This is a genomic window from Jeongeupia wiesaeckerbachi (genome assembly GCF_050916355.1).
In the GTDB taxonomy this organism is placed as follows: domain Bacteria; phylum Pseudomonadota; class Gammaproteobacteria; order Burkholderiales; family Chitinibacteraceae; genus Jeongeupia; species Jeongeupia wiesaeckerbachi.
In genome coordinates, this window is sequence record NZ_CP136946.1 from 2867139 (window position 1) to 2892666 (window position 25528).

Below are 25528 nucleotides of genomic sequence, written 5' to 3' on the forward strand. Positions count from 1 at the left end.
TATCTTGGATTTGCGGCAGGAAAGCGCGGCATTGTACGCCAATCGCACCGCAATCAAAACCGCCCGCGCGCGTTCAGCCGGCGCTGCGCTCGACGGGGAGCAGCAGCGTGAACACGGCGCCACCGTCGGCGTGATTGGCCGCGAAGACCTTGCCGCCATGGTCTTCCATGATTTGCCGGCTGATGGCCAGCCCGAGACCGGTGCCGCCGGTCGTGCGCATCCGGCTGCTCTGGATGAATTTGTCGAAGATCAGTTCCAGTTCGTCAGACGGAATGCCCGGCCCGTGGTCGCGAACCGAGACGCCGATGGCGGGCAGGCCGTCGCCAAGCGTGGCGTCGCTCAGGTAGTCGATGCTGATGTGGCTGCCGACCGGGCTGAACTTGATGGCGTTCGATAGCAGATTGACGATGACCTGCATCACGCGGGTCTTGTCGTAAACGGCGAACAGCGCCGGTGTCTGCTCGTCGGCCTCCAGGTCGAGGCGCTTGCCGGTCAGCAGCGGGTTGATTTCGTTGACGGCAATCTGCATGGTCTGCTGCAGGCAATAGCGTGACTTGTCGTACTGCATCCGGTTGGCCTCGAGCCGCGACATGTCGAGCAGGTCGTTCAGCAGGACCAGTAGCCGGTTGCCGCTGGAGTTGATGCGTTCGAAATAGCGCGCCAGATTGCCGGGCTCGGTACGGCCGACCTTGGAGAGGCCCATTTCCGAGAATGACAGGATCGCATGCATCGGGGTGCGCAATTCGTGCGACATATTGGCGAGAAAGGCGGACTTGGCGACGTTGGCGCTTTCGGCGGCTTCCTTGGCTTCGACCAGATTGCGCTCGAATTCCTTCAGGCGGCCGATGTTGGTGAGGAAGGCGAACGCGTATTCAAGCTGCTGGTGTTCGTCGTTGATTGCTGCCGAATTGACGAGGAAGGGCAGCGACTCGCCGGTCGACGCACGCAGGATGACTTCCTCGATGTGGTTGCCGGCGCCGATCCGGCTGGCCAGATCGGGCGGGAAAACACGCGCAGCCTGATCGCCCCACAAGACTTCGGGTGAATGGCCGAGCGTATCCTCGCGCCGGTAGCCGAGCAGCCGCGTGAACGACTGGTTGATTTCGACGATGCGGCCCGAGGCGTCGAGCAGGATGAAGCCGTCGGCGGTGGTGTCGATAATCGTCCGCTTCAGGCGTTCGGACTGCCGCAAGGCCTGCGCAGCGATCCGTTGTGCGGTGACGTCCTCGATCACGCAGATCACGCCCTTGTCGGCATCGTCCGGGTCGAGCGCCTTGGCGTAGAGCATCGCCCAGAACTCGGACAGGTCCCGGCGGAACAGCGCCATTTCACCGCGGAACACTTCGCCTTGCTGCACCTTTTGCAGCATCTGCTGGCCGGCTTCCTGGTACTCGGCCTGGTCGGCGTGAATCAGGCTCATCGGCTGGCCGATGATGGCGCCGGAAGTGAAGCCGAACAGCTTCTCGAAGGCCGGGTTGACCAGCCGGATCGTGCCCTTGACCGACAGCATGATCGCCAGCGGGCTGGCGTCGAGCACCGTGCGGATTTCGGCGGTGCGTTCGAGCACCAGATCCTGCAAGTGGTCGCGGTGGCGGCGCAGTTCGCGCTCGGTGTTTTGCCGTTCGGTGATGTCGCGAACGGTGGCGCAGGTGTAGGCCTCGTTGTTGAACTCGATGTGCGCCAGCGTGATTTCGACCGGCAGCAGCTGGCCGTAGCGATCGCGCTGGTGCGTCATCTGTACCAACTGGCGCTCCTGCTTCAAACGCCCCCACAGCTCGTGCCACTGGGCTTCGCCGATATTGGGGAACAGGTCGGCAAAGCGCAGTCCGAGCATGTCGTCCGGCGTGTAATGCGTGATGCGCGCCGCCGAGCGATTGGCGTAGCGGATGCTGCCGGCGCGATCACTCCACAGGACGGCGTCGGGCGATTCGTCGACGGTGAACTGGGTCAGGTGCAGCCGGCCTTCGATTTGCTCGATGCGGCGCAATTGCCGCAGCAGCAAGTAGAACAGCACGGTGACGACCAGCATCAGCGCGATGGTGATGAAGGCGCGGGTGAACAGGTTTTCGCGGAATTTGCCAAGCACGGCATCTTCGTCGATCGATACGGTGACGATCAGTGGCAGCTCGCCCTGACTGGCGTGGAAGGCCACCAGTTCGTTGCGGCCGGTGGCCGGGTCGTTCTGGCGAAAAACGGTGGTGCGCTTGAGTCGGTGCCGCTCGAACAGTGCCGGATCGGCATTGCGCACGCTTTGGCCGATGTGCACTTCGTCAAACGGGTAGTTGAGGATGACGACGCCATCCGATCGCAGCAACTGGATGCGCATGCTCGGCGCCAGCTTGAGCGACTGGTAGAAATCGAGGAAGTAGTTGGGCTCGACACCGGCCAGAAGAATGCCGCCGAAACTGCCGTCCGGGCGGTTGATGCGTCGTGTGACCGGAATCAGCCATTTGCCGTCGGTACGGCTGACGATGGGAAGCTGGATCTGCGGGCGCAGGTCGGGAAACTGCTGGTGGTAGCGGTAGTAGGAGCGGTCGGAGAGGTCGACGCGCCGGGTTGGGTATTCGAGCCCGTGGCTCTGAATGCGGCCATGCGAATCAATCGCGATGATGCCGCGGACCTGCGGCGCAAGCTTGACCTTGTCGCGCAGCAGCAGATAGGTCAGATACTCGTCGGCCTTGTCGACGCCACCGAGCCCCTCGAGGTTCTCGATGATGTTCTGCATCGCCTGTTCGACCGAGACGAGTGTCCGCGTCGCGTGTTCGTCGAGCGAGCGCGCGAGCGACAGATTCTGTCGCTCGGCTTCGTCGAGTGCCTGCTGGTAATCGCGCGAGGTGACCCAGAGCAGCATGGCCACGCCGGCAGCCATCATCGTGACGTAAAACAGGATCAGGCCGCGACGCAGCGGGCGCAGCGAATGATGCGTGGATTTGGGGCGACGGCGCGGCCAGAGCCAATTCATGTTCAGGGGCGTTTGGCTTCGAGCGTTTCCCAACGTTCGAGCTTTTCCAGGAGCAGGTTTTCGATGGCCTCGATTCTATCCTGCATTTCCTTGACTTTCAGTGGGCTTTCTTTGTAAAGCTGCGGATCGAGCATCGCCTGTTGCAAATCGGCCTGTTCCGTTTCCAGCTGGGCGATGATCGCGGGCAGGCCGTCGAGTTCGCGCTGGTCATTGAAACTGAGCTTTTGCGCGCGCGGCTTGTTGCGCTCGCTGCCGGCCGACTTGCTGGCGGCCTCGTTCGATGCCTTGGTGCTGGCGGCGGCCTGTGCCGCCTTGCGTGCCCGAACGGCTTGCCAGTCGGCAAAACCGCCAACGTTCTCGACCAGTAGGCCATCGCCTTCGAAAGCGATGGTCTGGGTGACGACGTTGTCGAGGAAGGCCCGGTCATGGCTGACCAGAAAGAGCGTGCCGGGGTAATCGGCCAGCAGCGTTTCCAGCAGCTCGAGCGTATCGATGTCGAGGTCGTTGGTTGGCTCGTCCAGCACCAGCACGTTGGCCGGGCGCGTGAACAGCATCGCCAGCAACAGGCGGTTGCGCTCGCCGCCGGACAGCGATTTGACCGGGCTGCGGGCGCGCTCCGGCGCGAACAGGAATTCTTCCAGATAGCCCATCACATGCTTGCGGGCGCCGCCGATTTCGACGAAGTCCTTGCCCTGGCCGATGACGTCGACAATCGACGCTTCGTCATCGAGCTGGGTACGGAACTGGTCGAAATAGGCGACCTGCAGATTGGTGCCACGCTTGACCGTGCCGGTGTCCGGTTCGAGTTCGCCCAGAATCAGCTTGAGCAGCGTGGTCTTGCCCGCGCCGTTCGGGCCGATCAGGCCGATCCGGTCACCGCGCATCAGCCGGGTGGTGAAATTGGCGACGATGCGTTTTTCATTGCCGTCCGCGTCGATGAACGATTTGCTGACGTTTTCGAACTCGGCCACCAGCTTGCCGCTACGCTCGCCCGAATCGACCTGGAACGACACATTGCCGACGCGCTCGCGCCGCGCCGAGCGATCGCGGCGCAATTGCTCAAGCCGGCGTACCCGGCCTTCGTTGCGGGTGCGGCGTGCTTCGATGCCCTTGCGGATCCAGACCTCTTCCTGCGCCAGCACCTTGTCGAACTTCTTGTTGACCTGTTCTTCGGCGGCGAGCAGATCGGCCTTGCGCAATTCGTACTGGCTGAAGTTGCCCGGGAAGCTCGTGACCCGGCCGCGGTCGAGTTCGACGATGCGGGTGGCCACGTTGTCGAGGAAGCGCCGGTCGTGGGTGATGAACAGCACGCTGCCGCCAAAGTTGCCGAGCAGGCCTTCCAGCCATTCGATCGCACTGACGTCGAGGTGGTTGGTCGGCTCGTCGAGCAGCAGAAGTTGCGGTTCGACCACGAGCGCGCGTGCGAGCGCGACGCGTTTTTTCCAGCCGCCCGACAGTGCCGAAACCAGCGTGTCCGCGGGCAGGTTCAGGTGCGAGAGCGTGGCCGAGATCAGTGCGTCAAAGCGCCAGCCGTCTCGGATCTCGATGCCGTGTTGCAGTTCGGCGAGGCGTGCCATTGCTTCGTCGGAGTGGTCCTGCGAATGCGTGGCAAGGTGGTAGTCGTGCAGGATCTGCTTGAGCTCGCCGAGGCCTTCGGCGACGGCGTCGAACACGGTGCAGTCGTCGGCGAATTCGGGCTCCTGCGCGACATAGGCGGTGCGGATCTCGGCCGGAATGCGAATTTCGCCATCATCGAGTTTGATGACGCCGGCAACCGCCTTCAGTAGCGATGACTTGCCCTGACCGTTGCGGCCGATCAGTCCGACACGCTCGCCCGGTTCGAGCGCCAGGGTGGCGTGGTCGAGTAGCGGCCAGTGGCCGAAGGCGAGCGAGGCGTTTTCAACGAGCAACAAGGGCATGGCGGTCTTCCATTCAACAAGGCGGCCATTATAAGCGCGGGTCGTGCGGCTTTAGCGGATTCGCCGTCATGACTCAAGTGGCGTTGGTGACATGCCGAATTGACCGAATCCCGCTAGAATCAAAAAATGCGCTCAACCTATTTGCATAAAACGTTTGCTTTCAGTCACTTGTTGCTGGCGGCGCTACTTGCATGCGCCGCGACAACGACGATGGCTGCGAAGCAGGCCAAAAAAAAGATCGTCGCTGCGCCGGCCAGCGTTCACCCAGCACTGACTCAGCCGACCGAACTGGCTGGGGGTGATTATGATCCGGCCAACCCACCGGACCGGCTTCGGGTGCTGGTGGCGCTGGGCTCGTCGACGTTTTTCTTCGTCAATGGTCGCCCGCACGGCGTCGAGTACGCCATGCTGGCCGAGCTGGAAAAATATCTGAACCGCAATCGGCCGAAAAGCATGACGCCGTTGCTGATCCAGTATGTGCCGGTCGACGCCGGCGCCTTGCTGCCGAAGCTGCGCGCCGGCGAGGGCGACATTGCCGCGGGGCTGATTCCGGTGATTGCCGGGGTCGGGCATCTGGCGGAGTTCACCACGCCTTACCTCAATGATCGCTGGTGCCTGGTGCAAAACCGGAGTCGTCCGGTGGTCGACAAGCTCGATGAGCTCGGAGATCGTTCGGTGACGGTGCCGACCGCCAATTTCGGTCGTCGTGTGATGGCGTCCGAGCTGGCGGGGGTCAAATTGGCCGAACCGCCGGTAGGAACGTCGACCGAGCAGTTGTTTGCCGAGATTCAGCGCGGCGGCGACATGGCGACGATCGCTAGCGACTATCAGGTCCGGCTCTGGAGTAAACGTTATCCCGCGCTGAAGGCGCAGGCCTGCGACGATGATGCGGTTCCGGTGGCCTGGGCGGTCGCGCCCGAGCATCCGCAACTGCTGTCGCTGCTGAACCGTTTCATTGCCTCGACCAGTGGCAAGCTGGCCGTCAAGGCCTCGGTCGATACGCAGCGGTTTTTGCCCAAGGATGGGCGCGCCGACGCGCCCGATGAAATGAGCGCAAGCGATAAGCTCGGCTTTTTTGCGCCGATGCTGCAACTGGTGGCGTCGGCCAACAACCTTGACTGGTTGCTGCTGGCCGCGATCGGGCAGCGAGAAACCAAGCTGCAGCCGATGACGCGCAAGGGTGGTGGGCCGACCGGGCTGATGCAGGTCAATCCGACCACGGCGCGCAAGATGGGCGTGAGCAATCCGCACGACACCGAGCAGAACGTCACCGCAGCGGCACGTTATTTGTCGCACTTGCGTACGCTGTTTTCCGGCGGTGGCATCGCGCCGACCGACCAGCTCTATTTCATGATCGCGTCTTACAACGCTGGCGAAGGCCGGGTGCAGCAGTTGCGCAAGAAGGCCAAGGCGCAGGGGCTCGATCCGAACGTCTGGCGGGGCAATGTCGAGGAGGTGGCGCGCCAGACGGTGGGCCAGCATCTGCTCGATTACGTGTCGACGGTGAATCGCTACTATCTGGCCTATCAGGCCGCCGACCGCAGCAACGACAAGCGCGAGGCGAGCAAGCCGGGCAAGTGAGCGTGCCCGGCCTCGGGGTTAAACCTGCAGCGCCTGCAGTAGCTCGCTCTCGAGCTGGCGGATGGTGCGCTCGTCGCCAAGGCGCTGGCCGGAAATCAGGAAGTTGTCTTCGGCGCGCTCGCCCAGCGTCATGATCTTGGCGCTCTGGATGTCGACGCGATAGTCGGCAAGCACACGGGCGATCGTCGACAGCAGGCCCGGCCGGTCGCCGGCGGCGATCGACAGGACGTGGTACTTGCCGCGTTCGTCCGCGCGAATCAGCACGTGGGGCTGCACCGGGAAGTGCTTGAGCTGGCGCGAGACACGTGCCTTGACCGGCGCCGGTAGCGGCCCGGCCTTGGCCAGCTGCAAGGCCAGTTCATATTCGACGAAACCGATCAGGTCGCGATAGTTGTCGTGACGGTTTTCCGGAATGAAGACGTAGAAGCTGTCGAGCGCGTAGCCGTGATGCGTGGTGTGCACGTGCGCATCGAAAATGTTGTAGCCGGCGCGTTCGAAAAAGCTGCAGATGCGTGCGAACAGGTCGGGCGTGTCGCGGGTGTAGACCATGACCTGCAGGCCTTCGCCCGATTCGGACAGGCGCGCGCGCACGATGGCGGCATCGCTGCTGACTCGGTTGAACAGCTGGCGCGTATGCCAGGCGATCTCGCGGGCCTCGTGACGCAGGAAATAGACCGTGTCGAGCTCGTTCCAGAACGCCGTGTGCGCGTCGTCACGCAGGCCGTACAGACGCAACTGGCTCAGTGCGTCTTCCTGGCGTTCTTCCAGCCAGGTCGATGGCGGCAGGTCGTCGCTGGCCAGTTGGCGTTGCGTGGCCTTGAACAGGTCCTCGAGCAATTTGGCCTTCCAGGCGTTCCAGACCTTGGGGCTGGTGCCGCGGATGTCGGCGACGGTGAGTAGATAGAGTGCATTCAGCTTGCGCTGGGTGCCGACCAGCTGCGCAAAGTTCGCCACGACTTCCGGGTCGTAGACGTCCTGTTTCTGCGCGACGTGCGACATCGTCAGATGGTGTTCGACCAGCCAGGCGATCAAGTCGCGATCCGCCGGACGCAGTGGATGCTGATCGACGAATTCGCGGGCGATGGTCGAGCCCAGCTTCGAGTGATCGCCGCCTCGTCCCTTGCCGATGTCGTGGAATAGCGCGGCAAGGTAAAGCACTTCGGGGTGTTCGAAGCCCTCGATCAGTCGTGAGCACAGCGGGTATTCATGGGTGAATGCCGGCTGGGCGAAACGGCGCATATTGCGCAGCACCATCAGTGTGTGTTCGTCGACGGTGTACACATGGAACAGGTCGTGCTGCATCCGGCCGACGAGCTCGCCGAATTTCGGGATGTAGCGGCCGAGCACGCCGTACTGGTTCATTCGCCGCAGTATGCGGGTCAGGCCGCGCGGCTCGCGGAACAGCTGGATGAATAGCTCGCGGTTGTGCGGGTCGGCACGGAAATCGGCGTCGATGCGCGCGCGGGCATGCCAGAGTGCGCGCAGGGTTTCCGGCGCAATATCGGTGACGTCGCGCTGCTGTTCGAACTGCAGGAAAATTTCCAGAATCGCCGAAGGTTCGTGTTCGAACACGTCGGGCGCGGTGATCTCCAGCGTATTGCCACGCAGCTGAAAGCGCGGGTTCAGTGTGCTTACCTCGCTGCCGATCTGCGAGAAGATGCGGGTGCGCAGTGCCTGGACCAGCAGTGGCGTCAGTTGCGTGACGATGCGCGCAGCGAGGTAGTAGCGCGCCATCAGTTGCTCGCTGCCACGCAGCTTGCCGTCGTCGGCGTAGCCGAACAGGTCGGCCAGCCGGTTCTGGTGGTCGAACAGAATGCGGTCTTCGCGCCGGCGCGCCAGCCAGTGCAGCTGGATGCGGATCGTGCGCAGTACACGCTCGGCGCGGCGCAGTTTCTGGCCTTCCTCGCGCGTCAGCATGCCCATTGCAGCAAGTGCGCGCCAGTCGCGCCCGAGTCCGAGGCTGGCGGCGATCCAGCCGATCAGGTGCAGGTCGCGCAGGCCACCGGGCGCTTCCTTCAAGTTGGGCTCGAGCTTGTAGGTGGCGTTCAGGAAGCGGCCGTAGCGCGCCTGCTGTTCCAGCAGCTTGGCTTCGAAGAATTCCTTCGGGTCTATATAGCGATAGACGGTGTCGCGAAACGCGGCGAAGCGCGTCGTATCGCCGACCAGGAGGCGCGACTCGAGTAGCGCGGTCTGGACGGTGATGTCCTTTTCGGCCTCGGCAAGGCAGTCGGCGACGGTGCGTACCGAATGGCCGACCTCGAGGCCGATGTCCCACAGCTCGCCGACGAAGACTTCGAGCTTTTCCAGTAGCGCCGGACCGAGCTGGTCGGGCAGCAGGATCAGCAGGTCGATGTCCGAGTGCGGGAAAAGCTCGCCACGGCCATAGCCGCCGACGGCAACCAGCAGGACTTCGCCGCCAAACTGGTGGCGTTCCCACAGCTCGCACAATGTGGCGTCGGTCTGCCGGGCCAGTGCGCGCAATAGCGGTGCTGCGGCGCGCGGTGCGGCAAAACGGTTTTTGAGGGCCGTCTTGGCGGCGGTGTAATCATCACGAATCGCGTTGACCGAGCGCATCGGCGGTCCTCTGTGTGGGGCTGGTGCTTGGGGCTGCTAATGCCGTGGCGTTTCCTGCGGGGCGCCTATCCTGCGCAACCCTGCCGGCAAGGTGCGCCTTAAAGGGCGACATCCGGGCGGTGCGGCTGTACGGCAAGCTGCACCGCGGTCGGCAGGGTTGGCTGGCCGCGCTCAATCGAGCAGGTAACGCTCCGGTCGCGCCGGGGTGCCGTTTGAGACGGTCAGGACTTCGTATCCGCTATCGGTGACCAGGATCGTGTGCTCCCACTGCGCCGACAGGCTGCGATCCTTAGTGACGATGGTCCAGCCGTCCGGTTGGGCCTTGAGTTCGCGCTTGCCGGCATTGATCATCGGCTCGATCGTAAAGATCATCCCCGGTACCAGCTCGATGCCGGTGCCGGCCTTGCCGTAATGGACGACTTGCGGCTCTTCATGGAAAACCTGACCGATGCCATGGCCACAGAACTCGCGAACGACCGAAAAGCCGGCTTTCTCAGCGTACTTCTGGATCGCTGCGCCGATGTCGCCGAGCTGGGCGCCGGGCTTGACCTGATCGATGCCGAGCCACATGCAGTCATAGGTCACCTGCACCAGCCGCTTGGCGTGCTGCGGCACCTTGTCGCCGATCAGGAAGGTGCGGCTGGTGTCGCCGTGGTAGCCGTCCTTGATCACGGTGATGTCGAGGTTGACGATGTCGCCGTTCTTCAGCGGCTTGTCGTTCGGGATGCCGTGGCAGATCACGTTGTTGACCGAGGTGCAGATCGATTTCGGGTACGGTGTGTAGCCCGGCGGGCAATAGTTCAGCGGCGCGGCGATGGTGCCTTGCACGTCGCGCATATAGTCGGCGCACAGCTTGTCGAGCGCCTCGGTGGTGACACCGGGTACGACGTGCGGCGTGATGTAGTCGAGCACCTCGCTGGCCAGGCGGCCGGCGATGCGCATTTTCGCGATGTCTTCGCTGGTCTTGATGACGATCGTCATTGTCTTTCCTGAAATGGCAAAGAGAGGCGCGCGCCTCTCTTTGGGTCATACATGCGGCGGTCGATTTACATTCTATCGCCGTGGCGTTTCCGGAAGCACGATATTCACTTCGAGCACTTCCATATCGTCCTTCTTGTCGAGCTGGACCTTGATGTCGTCCGGGTTGACCGAGACGTACTTGGAAATGACTTCCATCAGCTCTTTTTGCAGCTGCGGCAGGTAGTCCGGCGCGGCGCGATCGCCCGCACGCTCGTGCGCGAGGATGATCTGCAGCCGTTCGCGGGCGACCGAGGCGGTCTTTTTCTTTTCACCGAAAAAATAACTCAGGATAGACATGCATCAACCTCCAAAGAGCCGCTTCCAGAACGGCTGCTTCGGTGCATCAATGAACCGCAACGGCTTCTGTTCGCCAAGAAAACGAGCGACGACATCCTTGTACGCCTCGGATACGTCCGAGCCGTTCAGGTGGATCGCCGGCGAGCCGGCATTCGACGCCTGCAGGACCGATTCGGACTCGGGAATGACACCGATCAGCGAAATGCGCAGCAGGTGCTGGACGTCGTCGAGCGAGAGCATTTCGCCCGAATCGACGCGCTTGGGGCTGTAACGGGTGACCAGCAGATGGGTCTTCACCGAGCCGCCTTCCTCGGCCTTCTTCGACTTGGCGTCGAGGATGCCGATGATGCGGTCGGAGTCGCGTACCGAGCTGACTTCCGGGTTGGTGACGACGATGGCTTCGTCGGCAAAGTACAGCGCCAGGAAGGCGCCGGTCTCGATGCCGGCCGGGCTGTCGCAGATCACGTAGTCGAAGCCTTCGTGCGCCAGCTCCTTGAGGACCTTTTCGACGCCTTCCTTCGACAGCGCTTCCTTGTCGCGGGTTTGCGATGCCGGCAGGATGAACAGGTTGTCGCAGTTCTTGTCCTTGATCAGCGCCTGGTTCAGCGACGCTTCGCCCTGGACGACGTTGACGAAGTCGTACACGACACGGCGCTCGCAACCCATGATGAGGTCGAGGTTGCGCAGGCCGACGTCGAAGTCGATGACGGCGGTCTTGAAGCCGCGCAGCGCGAGCCCGGTTGCGAAGCTGGCGCTGGTGGTGGTCTTGCCTACGCCCCCCTTGCCGGAGGTGACGACGATAATCTTGGCCACGTTACGGAATTCCTTATGGGATCTGTTGGTTTAGACGAGGCCGCTCAGGGCCTCGATCACGAGTTTGTTGTCGTCGAGACGGATCTGGGCCGCGCCTGCCTTGATGTTGGCGGGCAAGGCTTCTTCGAGCGTGCGGTAGACGCCGGCGATCGAGACCAGTTCAGCCTCGAGACACGTTGTATAGACGCGCGCGCCGGTATCGCCCCGGGCACCGGCGAGGGCGCGGCCGCGCAGGGGCGCGTAGACGTGGATGCTGCCGTCGGCGATGACTTCGGCGCCGTTGGACACCAGTGCCAGCACGACCAGATCGCCGCCACGGGCGTAAACCTGCTGGCCGGCGCGAATCGGCTTGGTCACGATCATCGCCGGTACGCGTTCGGCAACGACGGGCTTGGGCGTCGGCAGCTGGGTGACGGCGTCGGGGTCGATGACGATCAGGCCGATCTCGCTGGCTGCGGCCAATTGGGCGTCATTGCCGCCCTGGGCGGCAACAAGCGAAAGGCCAAAACGCGCAAGCTGATCGGCGAGGCGTCGCAAGGCTTCTGCGTCCGGCGTGTCGGGCAGCGCGGAGAAGTCGATGGCGACATGGCTGCCGCTGAGCATGTGCTCGCCGTCGCCGAGTTTGTCGCGCAGCTCGGCGTCGATTTCGTCGGCGTCGAGCGTTGCCGGCACGAAGCTCACCAGCTGCACGCTGGCGCTCTTGAATTCAAAGGCCGTGGCCTCTTGGGTACCGCTGGGCATGTGGGTCTATTGCGGGCAAAGGAAGAGCCGAGTGTACCGGTTCGACCGGGGGGGCGGAAGCTGTACTTGCACGTAAGCGCCTGAATGTGCCTCTGTCTGTGGACGGCGTCACGGCAATGCATGCGGTACGCGTACTTCGCCCGCCGGCGCATCAGAACAGGCGTCGTTTCAGCCCGCTGTGATGCAGGATCGAGCTGGCCAGTTCCTCGATCGATAGCGTCGTCGTGTTGAGGTAGGGGATCTGCGCCTGTTTCATCAGCGTTTCGGCTTCGGCAACCTCGGCGCGGCAGATGTCGATCGACGCGTAGTGGCTGCCTGGTTTGCGTTCGGCGCGGATCTGCGACAGCCGTTCCGGCTGGATCGTCAGGCCGAACAGCTTGTTGCGATGATTCCCCAGTACCCGTGGCAAAGCGTGGTCGTTGAAGTCTTCGGGCGTCAGCGGATAGTTGGCGGCCTTGATGCCGTACTGCAGCGCCAGATACAGGCAGGTCGGCGTCTTGCCGGCGCGCGATACGCCCACCAGGATGACGTCGGCGTCGGCCAGATTGCGCGATACGCCGCCGTCGTCGTGGCTCATCGAGTAGTTCACCGCGTCGATGCGGTTCTTGTATTCCTCGAAGTTGGCGATGCCGTGGACCTTGCCGGCGGTATGTGACGACTGCACGCCGAGCTCTTCTTCAAGCGGCTTGATGAAGGTGGCGAAAATATCGACCGTCAGCGCTTCCTCGATATAGAAGCACTGGCGCAGTTCTTCGTCGATCAGCGTCGAGAAGATCACCGGTCGCACGCCGTCGGTGAGCGCCTGTTCGCGAATCTGCACGATGGCTTCGCGCGCCTTGTCGACACTGTCGATATACGGCAGCGTAATGCGCCGGAAATTGACCTCTTCGAACTGGCTGATCAGGCTGTGACCGAGCATTTCTGCGGTGATGCCGGTTCGGCCGGAAACGAAGAACGCGGTACGGGGCATGACAACTCCGGGGGTGGGCCGATCGGCCTCAGTAGGTGCGCCGGGTCAGACCGGTGCGGTGCATGATGGTGGTGGCGAGTTCCTCGATCGAGCGGGTCGTCGAGGCAAGATAGGGAACGCCGACGTGGCGCATCAGCGCTTCGGCTTCGCCGACCTCGAACTGACAGTTGTCGAGCGCGGCGTATTTGCTGTTCGGTTTGCGTTCCTCGCGGATCTGCGAAAGGCGGACCGGATCGATGGTCAGGCCGAACAGTTTGTTGCGGTACGGTAGCAGCAGCTTGGGCAGCGTGTGCTGACCGAAGTCTTCGGGCGTCAGCGGGTAGTTGGCGGCCTTGATGCCGTACTGCAGGGCCAGATACAGGCAGGTCGGCGTTTTGGCCGCGCGCGAGACACCGATCAGGATGATGTCGGCTTCGTTCAAGTCGCGCGGCATCACGCCATCGTCATGGTTGAGGGCGAAATTGACCGCGTCGATCCGCGCCTTGTATTCCTCGAAATTGGCGATGCCGTGCGTCTTGCCGACCGTATGTGAAGATTCACGCCCGAGTTCTTTTTCGAGCGGGCCGATGAAAATCTCGAAGAAATCCAGTGTCAGCGCCTCTTCGACATGAATGAGGTTGCGCAGCGCGTCGTCGACGACGGTCGAGAACACGATCGGGCGGCAACCGTCGATTTCGGCCTGCTGGCGGATGCGGGCCGTGGCTTCCTGCGCTTTCTCGGCCGTATCGATGTAAGGCATCGTGATGCGGCGAAAATTCACGTCCTCGAACTGGGTGATCAGGCTGTGGCCGAGCATCTCTGCGGTGATGCCGGTACGGTCGGATACGAAGAAGGCGGTGCGAGGCATCGAGGCTCCGTGCGTGCGAGGCGTTAAGTCGGGGATGATAAGGCGGGGGCTTGCTGGGGCGTCATCCTGACAGTTCGCTGCGGGATAGCATGTAAAGGATTATCCCGACTAGGCGACCGGGGCTAGGTGCCTAGAATGACTGAAAGCAATATCGCATTGCAACATAAGCTAAAACTATTTGAAGTTTAACTCTGTGGAGTCGAGCCGTAGATGACCGCATATCTCAATGATCGTAACGTAATCGATTTTGTCCACCTGCGTATGACCGATGTCGAGTACGTCGGCGGCAAGAACGCATCGCTGGGCGAGATGATTTCCCAACTGGCCGAGAAGGGCGTGCGCGTTCCCGGCGGCTTTGCGACCACCGCACACGCTTACCGTGTTTTTCTCGCGCACAACGGACTGGCCGATCGCATCGATGCAGCGGTGTCCAAGCTCGACGTCGACGACGTCAAGGCGCTGGCCGTCGTCGGCAAGCAGATCCGTGACTGGATCGTCGAGACGCCGTTTCCGGCCGAACTCGAAGCCGAGATTCGCGAGCACTATGCCCAGCTCGGCGAAGGCGTCACCGTCGCGGTGCGCTCGTCGGCGACCGCCGAAGACCTGCCGGACGCGTCGTTCGCCGGTCAGCAGGAAACCTATCTGAACATCGTCGGCGTCGACAACGTGCTCGACGCGATGAAGCACGTGTTCGCCTCGCTCTACAACGACCGCGCGATCGCCTACCGCGTCCACAAGGGCTTCGACCACAAGCTCGTGGCGCTGTCGGCCGGCATCCAGCGCATGGTGCGCTCGGACAAGGGCGCGGCCGGGGTGATGTTCACCATCGATACCGAAAGCGGTTTCGAGGATGTGGTGTTCGTCACGGCCTCGTACGGCCTTGGTGAAACCGTGGTGCAGGGCGCGGTGAACCCGGACGAGTTTTACGTCCACAAGCCGACGCTGCGGGCCGATCGTCCGGCCATCGTGCGCAAGCACCTCGGCGGCAAGGCGCTGAAGATGGAGTTCGATCTCGAGGCCGCCGCCGGCAAATCGGTGAAGACCGTCGACGTCGATGCCGCCGATCGCCGCAAGTTCTCGGTGACCGACGAGGAAGTCGAGGAACTGGCCCGCTACGCACTGATCATCGAGCAGCACTACGGTCGTCCGATGGACATCGAATGGGGGCGTGACGGCATCGACGGCAAGCTCTACATCCTGCAGGCCCGGCCGGAAACGGTGAAGTCGCAGGAAGCGGCCAGCGACAAGATGTCCAAGTTCCGCATGCTCGAGAAGGGCGAGGTGCTGACCAGCGGCCGTGCCATCGGCCAGAAGATCGGCCAGGGTACGGTGCGCGTGATTCGCGATGTGTCGGAAATGGATCAGGTCCAGCCGGGTGATGTGCTGGTGTCGGACATGACCGACCCGGACTGGGAACCGGTGATGAAGCGCGCTTCGGCCATCGTCACCAACCGTGGCGGCCGCACCTGCCATGCGGCGATCATCGCGCGTGAACTCGGCGTGCCGGCGGTCGTTGGCTGCGGCGATGCGACCCGTATGCTCAAGACCGGTGACCTCGTCACCGTGTCGTGTGCCGAGGGTGACACCGGCAACGCATACAGCGGGCTGCTGAAGTTCGAAAAGCTCGATATCTCGCTGGCCAAGATGCCAGAGTCGCCGGTGAAGCTGATGATGAACGTCGGCAATCCGGAGCTCGCGTTCGAATTCGCCCAGTTGCCGAACGAGGGGGTTGGTCTGGCGCGGCTTGAATTCATCATCAACCGGATGATCGGCGTGCACCCGAAGGCGCTGCTGGCCTATCCGAACGTGCCGGCCGAACTGAAAGCGCAGATCGAAGAGCGGATGGCCGGTTACCGCAGCGCGGTCGATTTCTACGTCGACAAGCTCGCCGAAGGCATCGCGACGCTGGGCGCGGCGTTCTGGCCGAAGAAGGTCATCGTGCGTCTGTCCGACTTCAAGTCGAACGAATACGCCAACCTGATCGGTGGCCCGCAGTACGAACCGCACGAGGAAAACCCGATGCTGGGCTTCCGCGGCGCGGCGCGTTACGTCGACAAGAGCTTCCGCGACTGTTTCGAGCTGGAGTGCCGCGCGGTCAAGAAGGTGCGCGACGTGATGGGGCTGGTCAATATCGAGGTGATGATCCCGTTCGTGCGGACGCTGAAGGAAGCCGAGTGCGTGGTCGAGCTGCTTGAGCGCAATGGGCTCAAGCGCGGCGACAACGGTCTGCGCCTGATCATGATGTGCGAGATTCCAGCCAACGCCGTGCTGGCTGAGCGCTTCCTCGAATACTTCGACGGTTTCTCGATCGGCTCGAACGACATGACCCAGCTCACGCTCGGCATCGACCGCGATTCGGGTGGCCCGGTGTCGGCGTCGTTCGACGAGCGCAACGACGCGGTCAAGGCGATGCTGAGCATGGCGATCAAGGCGTGCCTCAAGCTGAACAAGTATGTCGGCATCTGCGGTCAGGGTCCGTCGGACCACCCGGATTTCGCGCAATGGCTGGTCGAAGAGGGGATCGAAACGGTATCCTTGAACCCGGACACCGTGATGGAAACCTGGTTGTTCCTGGCAGGTCAGAAAGCGCACTGACCACCACGGAAGAACGGGCCACTTCGGTGGCCCGTTTTTACTTGGAGCGGCTAACAAAATTCTGCGGGCTGCGTTGTGCTCACTGGCCGTGCTAGCCGTACTGTCGGCGTTTTGCCCGCCTTGCCAGCACCGCCACGCTGAATTTTGTTAGCCGTTCCTCTTCCCTAATCGTCACTCAAGGAAACGCCGATGTCCCCGACCCGCGCCGATTTTGACCAGTACATGGTGCCCAATTACGCTCCTGCCACCTTTGTGCCGGTCCGAGGCCAGGGCAGCCGAGTCTGGGATCAGGCCGGGCGAGAATACGTCGATTTCTCCGGTGGTATCGCGGTCAATTCGCTGGGTCATTGCCATCCGGCTGCGGTGGCCGCGTTGACCGAGCAGGCCAACAAGCTTTGGCACGTATCGAACGTGTTTACCAACGAGCCGGCGCTGGCGCTGGCCGAAAAACTCGTCGCCGCGACCTTTGCCGAGCGCGTGTTTTTCTGCAATTCGGGGGCCGAAGCCAACGAGGCAGCGCTCAAGCTGGCGCGCCGGGTTGGTATCGACCGCTTCGGCCCGCAAAAGCACAAGGTGCTGTCGGCGGTGAACTCGTTCCACGGCCGGACCTTCTTTACCGTCTCGGTCGGTGGCCAGCCGAAGTATTCGGATGGCTTCGGCCCGCGCCCGGAAGGGATTGCCCATTTCGAGTACAACAACCTCGCCAGCGTTGAAGCCTTGATCGACGACGACACCGCGTGCGTGATCGTCGAGCCGATCATGGGCGAAAGCGGCGTGCTGCCGGCAACGCGCGAATTCCTGCAGGGGCTGCGCGCGCTGTGTGACAAGCACAATGCCATGCTGATTTTCGACGAAGTGCAAACCGGCATGGGTCGCGTCGGTACGCTGTTTGCGTACCAGCATTTCGGCGTCGTGCCGGACATCCTGTCGAGCGCAAAGAGCCTTGGCGGCGGCTTTCCGATCGGCGCCATGCTGACGACCGATGTACTGGCCAAGCATCTGACCGTCGGTACGCACGGCACCACGTACGGTGGCAACCCGCTGGCGTGCGCGGTGGCCAGTGCCGTGTTCGACGTGATCAACGATCCGGCGACGCTGGCCGGTATCGCAAGCAAGCGTGCACGCTTTGTCGCCGGGCTTGAGGCGATCAATGCCGAGCTGGGTCTGTTCGATCAGCTGCGCGGTGTTGGCTTGCTGATCGGTGCGCCGCTCAAGGCCGAATACGAAGGCCGGGCCAAGGATGTGCTCAATGCCGCGACGGCCGAAGGCCTGATGGTGCTGATGGCCGGCCCGAACGTGATCCGCCTGGCGCCGTCGCTGGTGATCGACGACGCGGACATCGACGAAGGCCTGGCCCGCTTTGCCCGTGCGCTGAAGGCGTTCAAGGGCTAGCCCCGGCATAGCGTCAAACAAAACCGCCCGGTTCGCCGGGCGGTTTTTTTTATTCGGCGCGCATTGGCCATTCTGCCGACATTGCGGCTTTACCGAATGGCTGCCACGGCAGGGGCTGCATACAGTGGGATCGGGAGGTGTACCCGATGAGAGTTCGATTATTGAATCGCGCCGATCTCGATGCGGTCGTGCGGCTGGCCGGTAGTGCCGGTGTGGGGGTCACCACCTTGCAAGCCGATGCGGAGCGTCTGGCTGCGCGCATCGCCGGTAGCGAGCGCGCCGTTGCCGAGGCGGCGCAACTGGCGGATGCCGGCTACTTCTTTGCGCTCGAAGACGAAAGCAGCGGCGAGCTGGCTGGGGTTGCCGCGATCGAGGCCGCGGTGGGCTTGTCCGAGCCCTGGTACAACTATCGGGTCGGCCTGTCGGTGCATGCTTCGCGCGAGCTTGATATCTACAAGCAGCTGCCAACGCTGTTTCTCACTTCGGACATGACCGGTTCATCCGAGCTGTGTTCGCTGTTCCTGCATCCGGACTGGCGCCGCGACGGCAACGGCGCGCTGCTGTCGAAAAGCCGTTTCCTGTTCATGGCCGAGTTTCCCGAACGCTTTGCCGACCGCGTGATTGCCGAAATGCGCGGCGTGTCCGACGTCGACGGCCGCTCGCCGTTCTGGGAGAGCCTGGGCCGGCATTTCTTCACGATGGATTTCGCCCGCGCCGATTTTCTCTCCTACATCGGCAGCAAATCGTTCATTGCCGAGCTGATGCCGCGCTATCCGATTTATACGGCGCTGCTGTCGCAGGAAGCGCAGGACACGATTGCGGATGTGCACCCGGCGACCAAGCCGGCGCGCGTGCTGCTCGAGGACGAGGGCTTCCGCTATCAGGGCTATATCGACATTTTCGATGCCGGCCCGACGCTGGAGTGCTCGCGCACCGATATCCGCGCGATCCGGCACAGCGCCTGTTTCCAGGCGCTGGCCATCAGCGGCGCGCCCAAGGGCGGCGTGCCCTGGCTGGTATCGAACCGGAAACTTGGCGACTTCCGCTGTGCGCTGGCAATCACCCGACCACTGGAGGACGCACTACCGCTGCCGCAACCCGTTCTGGAGGCGCTGGGCCTCGCCGATGGCGATCCGGTGCGTGCCGTGCCACTTTCGAGCAAGGAGTAGACATGCTGTTGATCAACGGGGCCTGGCGGCCCGGTCGTGGTGAGGCTTTTGTGTCGCGCAATCCGGTGAGTGGCGAAACGGTCTGGCAAGGACAGGCTGCCAGCGTCGATGAGGTCGACGCTGCCGTTGCCGCCGCGCGGGCCGCTTTTCCGGCGTGGCGCGATCTGGATCTCGAGGAGCGTATCGCCGTGGTCCGGGTGTTTGCCGACATGCTGCGCGACGCGCAGGCCGAGCTGGCCGCGCTGATCGGCCGCGAGACCGGCAAGCCCCGCTGGGAGGCGCTGACCGAAGTCACGACCATGGTCAACAAGGTCGAGATTTCGCTGCGTGCACATGCCGAACGCACCGGTGGCCACGAGAGCCAGCAGGGCGACGCGCAGGCGGTGCTGCGGCACCGGCCGCACGGCGTGCTGGCGGTCTTCGGTCCGTACAACTTCCCGGGACACCTGCCCAATGGCCATATCGTGCCGGCACTGATTGCCGGCAATGTCGTCGTATTCAAACCGTCCGAATTGACGCCGATGGTCGCGCAGAAGACCGTCGAGCTGTGGCTGGCGGCCGGCCTGCCTGCCGGCGTGATCGGATTGCTGCAGGGCGGGCGCGAGACCGGCGTCGCGCTGGCGGCGCATGCCGATGTCGATGGCTTGCTGTTTACCGGCAGCGCGGCGACCGGTTACGCGCTGCACCGGCAGTTTGCCGGCCGGCCCGAGAAAATCCTGGCGCTCGAGATGGGCGGCAACAATCCGCTGATCGTTGACGAACTGAGCGATGTGCCGGCGGCCCTGCACCATATCGTCCAGTCGGCCTATGTGTCCGCCGGCCAGCGCTGCACCTGCGCACGACGCCTGCTGGTGCCGAAGGGCGCGTGGGGCGATGCACTGATCGCGCGGCTGGCCGAAGTGGCAAGATCGATTCGCGTCGGCGCCTGGGATGCCGAGCCGCCACCGTTCATGGGGGCGGTGATTTCGACCGCCGCAGCGGATGCGCTGCTCGCGGTGCAAGACCGGCTGATCACGCTTGGCGCCACACCCATCGTGCCGCTGAGGCGTTTGCAGGAAGGCACGGCGCTGCTGTCGCCGGCATTGCTGGACGTCAGCGGCGTGGCCGAACTGCCGGACGAGGAATACTTCGGTCCGCTGCTGCAGGTGCAGCGCTATGGTGATTTCGACGAGGCAATCGCGCTGGCCAACCGCACCCGCTACGGGCTGGCGGCGGGTTTGCTGTCCGATTCGGCCGACCGCTATCACCGTTTCTGGCGCGATGCGCGCGCCGGCATCGTCAACTGGAACAAACCCTTGACCGGCGCGTCGAGTGCGGCGCCGTTCGGCGGGGTTGGTGCGTCGGGCAACCACAGGCCGAGCGCGTACTATGCCGCCGACTACTGCGCCTATCCGGTGGCCTCGCTCGAGGCGCCGACGCTGGCGTTGCCGGCGCAAATGCCGCACGGGGTGACGTTGTGAACCCGCTCATGCGCAGGAAGGCAAGGGGTTGCGAGTCCGTGAACCGATGGAGGCAAGATGCCAGCATTTGAAGCGAACTTCGACGGGCTGGTCGGGCCGACGCATCACTACGGTGGGCATTCGTTCGGCAACGTCGCCTCGACCGGCAATGCAGGCCAGACCGCCAACCCGCGTGCGGCGGCCTTGCAAGGCCTGGCCAAGATGAAGGCATTGGCCGACCTCGGTTACCGGCAGGGCGTACTGCCGCCGCACGAACGGCCCGCGGTCGAGGTGCTGCGCGGCTTCGGCTTCGGCGGTGACGATGCCGCGGTGATCGCCGCAACGGCCAGACAGGCGCCGCAATTGTTGTCGGCCGCGTCGTCGGCCTCGGCGATGTGGGTCGCGAATGCGGCCACGGTCAGCCCGTCGGCCGATACCCCGGATGGTCGGGTGCACTTCAGTGTCGCCAATCTGCAGAACAAGTTTCACCGCGCCATCGAGCATGCGCAGACCGGCCGGACGCTCAAGGCGCTATTCGGTGACGAGTCGCATTTTGCCCATCATCCGGCGCTGGCCATGCATCCGGCCTTTGGCGATGAGGGCGCGGCCAACCATACGCGCTTTGCCAAGGCCTACGGCGACGCCGGGGTCGAGTTTTTTGTCTACGGCGCGCGCCATTGGGGCGGCGACAATGCACCGCAGCGCTATCCGGCAAGGCAGACCTTCGAAGCCAGCGTCGCCGTTGCGCGTCGACATGGCCTCAGCGATGCCGGCGTCGTCTATGCGCAGCAGAACCCGGCTGTGATCGACGCCGGCGTGTTCCACAACGACGTGATCGCCGTCGGCAACCTTGACGTGCTGTTCTGCCATCAGGCGGCCTTCGTCGATCGGGGCGCGGTCTATGCCGAGCTCGATCGCAAGCTGGGTGGCCTGCGGCTGATCGAGGTGCCGGCTGACAGCGTCAGCGTCGATGACGCGGTGCAAAGCTATCTGTTCAACAGTCAGCTGCTCGACGCCGGCGAGGGACGCATGCGGCTGGTCGTGCCCGACGAGTGCCGCCAGCGGCCCGCGGTCTGGGCGTATCTGCAAGGCCTGCTCGCCGAAGGCGGGCCGGTGTCGGAGGTGCTGGTTTACGACCTCAAGCAGAGCATGCGCAACGGCGGTGGCCCGGCCTGCCTGCGGCTGCGGGTGGAGCTGAACGAGGCCGAAGCCGCTGCGGTGGCGCCCGGCGTGTGGATGAACGATGCGCTGTACGCCGCGCTGACCGGCTGGGTCGAGCGGCATTACCGCGATCGTCTGAGCGAAGCCGATCTGGCCGATCCGCAATTGCTGCTTGAAGTGCGCACCGCGCTCGACGAGCTGACCCGCCTGATGGGCTTGGGCGCCATTTACCCGTTCCAGCTCGAAGGAGCATCCCGATGAACAGTTTTCTGGCGGAAACGCTGGCTGGCCGCACCGCGATCGCGCTGCCGTACTGTCAGTCCAACGGCACTCACGTGCAGGTGCTCGACGAAGGCGTGATTCGTTTCGAGCCACGCGATCCAGATGGGCGCGAACTCGATCTGGTGATTTCCTGTGGCGTGCACGGCAACGAAACCGCGCCGGTCGAGCTGGTTGACCGGCTGATCGCCAAGCTGCTGTGCGGCGAGTTGCGGCCGAAGGCCCGGGTGCTGTTCGTGATCGGCAATATCGAGGCCTTGCGGCGTGGCGAGCGCTTCGTCGAGCAGGACATGAACCGGCAGTTCTGCCGCGTGCCCGATGTCGGCGACGGCCCCGAAGCACGGCGCGCGGCAATGCTGGAAATGCAGCTGGCGCGCTTCTTCGCTCAGGCCGGCGGCGATGCGGTGCCGCGGCTGCATTACGACTTGCATACGGCCATACACGGCAGCCTGATAGAAAAATTCGCGATCTATCCGCTGCCCGCGCCGGGCAAGGCGTTCGATCCGGTCGAGGTCGGGCGGCTAGGTCTTGCGGGGGTTTCGGCGGTGTTGCTGCAATCGGCAGCCGCACCGACGTTTTCCTTGTTCAGCAGCCGGTATTGCCAGGCGTCGGCGTTTACCGTCGAGCTGGGCAGGGCAATGCCATTCGGCCAGAACAAGCAGGTCGACCTGTCGAAGCTGGAGACTTATCTGCAGGGTTTGATCGAAGGCGAGTTGCCGACGCCGGCTGCGGGGGATGTGGTGGTGTATCAAGTCGCGCGCGAGATCATCAAGCGCACCGAGGCATTCCGGCTGCTGGTCGACGGCAAGACCGACAACTTTACTCCGCTGGCACAAGGAATGACGATTGCCGAGGACGGCGAAACGCGCTGGGTCGTCGACGAGCTGGACGCCCGGATCGTGTTTCCGAATCCGGACGTCGCCATCGGTCAGCGCGCCGGGCTGATTGTCGTACCCGCCACGCTGAGCTGATCCGCGCTGCCAGCGACCAGCTCGCTGGCGCGGCGCATTACTGCTTCTTGGTTGTCGTGCTGCTGCTCTTGCTCGACGTGGTCGATTTCTTGCTGCTGGTCTTGCTGGTCGATTTTGTTGTCGACTTGGCCGCGTTTTTTTTGGTCGAACTGGCCTTGGACGAGGTGCTCCTAGCCGAGGACTTCGTGCTGGCCTTGGTTGTGCTCTTGCCCGTTGAGGGCTTGGCGCTTGCCGGCTTGCTGGTGGCGCTGCGCGAGCACACCGTCGTCGTCTTCTTGTGCTTGCCCTTGCCGGTTGTGACCTTGCGGCAGTTTTGCTCGGCGGGCGCAACGCGAACCGTGCTCGGCTTGCGGGTCTTGGGGTTGCCGGCCGAGGCCAGTAGCGTCGTCATATTGACCCCGTTGCCCGAAGCGCCGGCAATCCGGCGCGCGCCGTTCCAGCGTTGTTGCCAGTAGGCTTGCTGGATGTTCGAGACTTCGACGCTCTTGCCCGAGCGTGGCGAATGGATGAAGCGGTTGTCGCCGAGGTAGATGCCCACATGCGAGAAAGCCCGGCCCAGCGTGTTGAAGAACACCAGGTCGCCGGGCTTGAGTTCATCCTTGTCGATGGACCGGCCGGTCTGCGACATCGACAAGGCGGTGCGCGGCAGGGTGATGTTGAGCGAGTTCTGGAAGACGTAGCGGATGAAGCCGCTGCAATCGAGCCCTTCTTCCGGGGTGTTGCCACCCCAGCTGTAGCGGACGCCGATCAGGCTCATCGCCTGCAGCAGCAGTTCTTGTGCGGCGGCCTGATTGTCGCCGGCGTCATCCTTCGACGATTTACTCCAGTTGCCGGTATCCGCCGGCGGCTCATCGGCGCGCGCGGTCGGCAATAGGGCGGAGAGGCAGGCGCTGACGAGCAGCGCTGCAGGAATTCGGTACCATTTCATGGGTCTGGAATGTATCGGATGTACAAAAAAGCTGTAAAGCCTAATATTCGGGGCTGTAAGCCGATAACTGGTCTTTACGTGGCTTGGCTATATCAGGTGTCGGGCAGAAAACCCTGGTGTACCGGGCTCTATGGCTGACAGCACAATCACAGGGAGAGTTCATCCGTGTTGAAAGAAACCTTCTCGGTCATGCGGGATTTGCCGCGTGTGCGGGAAATCATTTCCGTCATGGTGCGGCACGGATTGGGGAATCTGGTGCACCGGCTCGGTCTCGCCAAGGGGCTGGAGCGCGGGGCTGATCTGCTGCATCTGCCGGGCGAGCACGAGATCGAAGCACTCGATGCGCCGGTGCGTGTCCGCCGCGCGCTGGAAGAACTGGGTCCGACGTTCATCAAGCTCGGTCAGGTGTTTGCGACGCGGGTCGACGTGTTTCCCCCCGAGTGGATTGCCGAATTCGAAAAGTTGCAGAGCAATGTACCGGCGCTGCCTTTCGCGCAGATTCTGCCGGAGCTGACCGAAATCCTCGGTTGTGATCCGCACACGGTATTCGCCGAGCTGGATCCGGTGCCGATCGGTTCGGCATCGATTGCGCAAGTGCACCGCGCCAAGCTTCAGGATGGCCACGATGTGGTGCTGAAACTGCGCCGGCCCGGGATTACCGCCAAGATCGAGGCCGATCTGCGCATCCTCGCGCATATTGCCGGCCTGATGGAGTTCGAATTTCCGGAAACCCGCCGCTATCAGCCGCGGCGGATCGCCGAAGAATTTACCCGCTCGCTGCGCCGCGAACTCAATCTGTCGTCCGAGGCGCGCAATCAGGACCGGTTTGCACAGAATTTCGCCGCGAATCCGGACATCCATATTCCGCGGGTGCATTGGGCGTATACGTCCGAGCGGCTGAATGTGCAGGACTGGGTCGGTGGCGTGGCCGGCAATGAGCTGGCCTTGCTGGATCCTGCGGGGCTGGATCGCAAGGTGCTGGCGGCGCGTGGCGCCGATGCGGTGCTGAAAATGGTGCTGATCGATGGCTATTTTCATGCCGACCCGCACCCGGGGAACGTCAAATACCTGCCGGGCAATCAGGTCGCCTTCCTTGATTTCGGCATGGTCGGCCGCCTGCCGCACCCGCGCCGCGACCAGATCGTCGACTTGCTGGCGGCACTGGCCGAACGCGACGAGCACGGCATTCTGAATGTGCTGCTCGAATGGACCGGTGATGTCGTCGTCGACGAGGAGCAGCTTGCCGTCGATATCGCCGAGTTCATGTTCAACTACGAGAACCTGTCGCTCAAGGACATCCGTTTCGGTGCGCTGCTCAACGATGTCGCCAGCCTGATGCGCGAGCACGAAATCACCCTGCCTGCCGATCTGACGCTGCTGTTCAAGGCGCTGGTGACGCTGGAAGGGCTGGGGCGCCAGCTCGATCCCGATTTTCAGATGGTGCCGCACCTGACGCCGTTCGTGCGCGAGGTGATTCTGGCGCGCTTCCAGCCCAAGGCGCTGTACAAGAAGGGCAAGGACGGGCTGTACGAGGCGTTTCATCTGGTCGCCGGCTTGCCGCGCGACATCGGCAAGCTGATCAAGCAGGCGCGGCGCGGCAATCTGCGCGTCGATCTCGATCTGAAGCGGCTTGACCGCTTTGGTAGCCAGCTCGCCAAGAGCGCCAACCGTTTGACGATGGGCATCGTGACCGGTGCGCTGATCATCGGCTCGTCGATCGTCATGACTGTGAAGTCAGGGCCGATGCTGTTCGGTCTGCCGGCGTTCGGTTTTCTGGGTTTCCTGATCGCGTTCTTCAACACCGTCTGGCTGGTGTTCTCGATCTGGGTATCGAGCAAGGAAGAGCGCTAGCGCTTGTGAGTGCCGCGCA

At 63.2% G+C, this 25528-nt stretch carries 18 protein-coding genes; 8 read left to right on the forward strand and 10 right to left on the reverse strand.

Going from position 1 to position 25528, the window contains the following annotated elements; all coding sequences use genetic code 11:
- Nucleotides 1–73 precede the first annotated feature (73 nt).
- Together R0382_RS14050 and R0382_RS14055 are read right to left on the reverse strand one after the other, a co-directional pair.
- Nucleotides 74–2962 carry a PAS domain S-box protein gene (locus tag R0382_RS14050; RefSeq protein WP_432720350.1) on the reverse strand — a complete coding sequence of 963 codons (2889 nt, stop codon included), beginning with the start codon at nt 2960–2962 and terminating at the stop codon, nt 74–76.
- Nucleotides 2963–2964: 2 nt separating this feature from the next.
- Nucleotides 2965–4881 carry an ATP-binding cassette domain-containing protein gene (locus tag R0382_RS14055; protein ID WP_432720351.1) on the reverse strand — a complete coding sequence of 639 codons (1917 nt, stop codon included), beginning with the start codon at nt 4879–4881 and terminating at the stop codon, nt 2965–2967.
- A 210-nt stretch (nt 4882–5091) separates the two neighbouring features.
- Between R0382_RS14055 and R0382_RS14060 the strand changes: the two genes are divergently transcribed.
- Nucleotides 5092–6462, forward strand: a complete 1371-nt coding sequence (locus R0382_RS14060) for a transglycosylase SLT domain-containing protein (RefSeq protein WP_432720353.1) — start codon at nt 5092–5094, stop codon at nt 6460–6462.
- Between the two features lie 18 nt (nt 6463–6480).
- On the opposite strand, the gene R0382_RS14065 is transcribed toward R0382_RS14060, so the two are convergent.
- The 7 genes from R0382_RS14065 to ppsR (R0382_RS14095) form a co-directional block, all read right to left on the reverse strand.
- Entirely contained in the window at nt 6481–9036 is a 2556-nt protein-coding gene (locus R0382_RS14065; RefSeq protein ID WP_432720354.1) for a [protein-PII] uridylyltransferase, read from the reverse strand.
- Nucleotides 9037–9207: 171 nt separating this feature from the next.
- Nucleotides 9208–10017, reverse strand: coding sequence for a type I methionyl aminopeptidase (gene map / locus R0382_RS14070; RefSeq protein WP_432720356.1), 810 nt, complete (start codon nt 10015–10017; stop codon nt 9208–9210).
- Between the two features lie 72 nt (nt 10018–10089).
- Complete coding sequence (gene minE / locus R0382_RS14075) at nt 10090–10353, reverse strand: cell division topological specificity factor MinE (RefSeq protein ID WP_432720358.1); 264 nt, start codon at nt 10351–10353, stop codon at nt 10090–10092.
- A 3-nt stretch (nt 10354–10356) separates the two neighbouring features.
- Nucleotides 10357–11166, reverse strand: coding sequence for a septum site-determining protein MinD (gene minD / locus R0382_RS14080; RefSeq protein WP_432720359.1), 810 nt, complete (start codon nt 11164–11166; stop codon nt 10357–10359).
- Nucleotides 11167–11196: 30 nt separating this feature from the next.
- Complete coding sequence (gene minC, locus R0382_RS14085; RefSeq protein WP_432720360.1) at nt 11197–11907, reverse strand: septum site-determining protein MinC; 711 nt, start codon at nt 11905–11907, stop codon at nt 11197–11199.
- A gap of 151 nt (nt 11908–12058) precedes the next feature.
- Nucleotides 12059–12877, reverse strand: a complete 819-nt coding sequence (gene ppsR, locus R0382_RS14090) for a posphoenolpyruvate synthetase regulatory kinase/phosphorylase PpsR (protein ID WP_432720361.1) — start codon at nt 12875–12877, stop codon at nt 12059–12061.
- 28 nt (nt 12878–12905) lie between these two features.
- The gene (ppsR, locus tag R0382_RS14095) at nt 12906–13724 is read right to left on the reverse strand and encodes a posphoenolpyruvate synthetase regulatory kinase/phosphorylase PpsR (protein WP_432720363.1); all 819 of its coding nucleotides are present in this window, start codon (nt 13722–13724) and stop codon (nt 12906–12908) included.
- Nucleotides 13725–13934: 210 nt separating this feature from the next.
- On the opposite strand from ppsR (R0382_RS14095), the gene ppsA reads away from it, so the two are divergent.
- The 6 genes from ppsA to astE all read left to right on the forward strand — a co-directional run bounded on the left by ppsA (nt 13935) and on the right by astE (nt 22730).
- A complete protein-coding gene (gene ppsA / locus R0382_RS14100) occupies nt 13935–16319 on the forward strand; it encodes a phosphoenolpyruvate synthase (RefSeq protein ID WP_432720364.1) in 2385 nt (794 codons plus the stop codon).
- A 189-nt stretch (nt 16320–16508) separates the two neighbouring features.
- Nucleotides 16509–17711, forward strand: coding sequence for an aspartate aminotransferase family protein (locus R0382_RS14105; protein ID WP_432720365.1), 1203 nt, complete (start codon nt 16509–16511; stop codon nt 17709–17711).
- Nucleotides 17712–17857: 146 nt separating this feature from the next.
- A complete protein-coding gene (astA, locus tag R0382_RS14110) occupies nt 17858–18880 on the forward strand; it encodes an arginine N-succinyltransferase (RefSeq protein ID WP_432720366.1) in 1023 nt (340 codons plus the stop codon).
- Between the two features lie 2 nt (nt 18881–18882).
- Nucleotides 18883–20340 carry a succinylglutamate-semialdehyde dehydrogenase gene (gene astD, locus R0382_RS14115; RefSeq protein ID WP_432720367.1) on the forward strand — a complete coding sequence of 486 codons (1458 nt, stop codon included), beginning with the start codon at nt 18883–18885 and terminating at the stop codon, nt 20338–20340.
- A gap of 57 nt (nt 20341–20397) precedes the next feature.
- The gene (astB, locus tag R0382_RS14120) at nt 20398–21741 is read left to right on the forward strand and encodes an N-succinylarginine dihydrolase (protein ID WP_432720368.1); all 1344 of its coding nucleotides are present in this window, start codon (nt 20398–20400) and stop codon (nt 21739–21741) included.
- Nucleotides 21738–22730 (forward strand): succinylglutamate desuccinylase, encoded by a 993-nt coding sequence (gene astE / locus R0382_RS14125; RefSeq protein WP_432720369.1) that lies wholly within the window; start codon nt 21738–21740, stop codon nt 22728–22730. Before astB ends, astE begins: the two co-directional genes overlap by 4 nt.
- Nucleotides 22731–22767: 37 nt before the next feature.
- Here astE and R0382_RS14130 read toward each other — a convergent pair whose 3' ends face one another.
- On the reverse strand, nt 22768–23658 hold the full coding sequence (locus R0382_RS14130; protein ID WP_432720370.1) for a C40 family peptidase: 891 nt from the start codon (nt 23656–23658) through the stop codon (nt 22768–22770).
- Between the two features lie 165 nt (nt 23659–23823).
- Here R0382_RS14130 and R0382_RS14135 point away from each other — a divergent pair, with 165 nt between their 5' ends.
- Nucleotides 23824–25509 carry an ABC1 kinase family protein gene (locus R0382_RS14135; protein WP_432720371.1) on the forward strand — a complete coding sequence of 562 codons (1686 nt, stop codon included), beginning with the start codon at nt 23824–23826 and terminating at the stop codon, nt 25507–25509.
- Nucleotides 25510–25528: the final 19 nt, after the last annotated feature.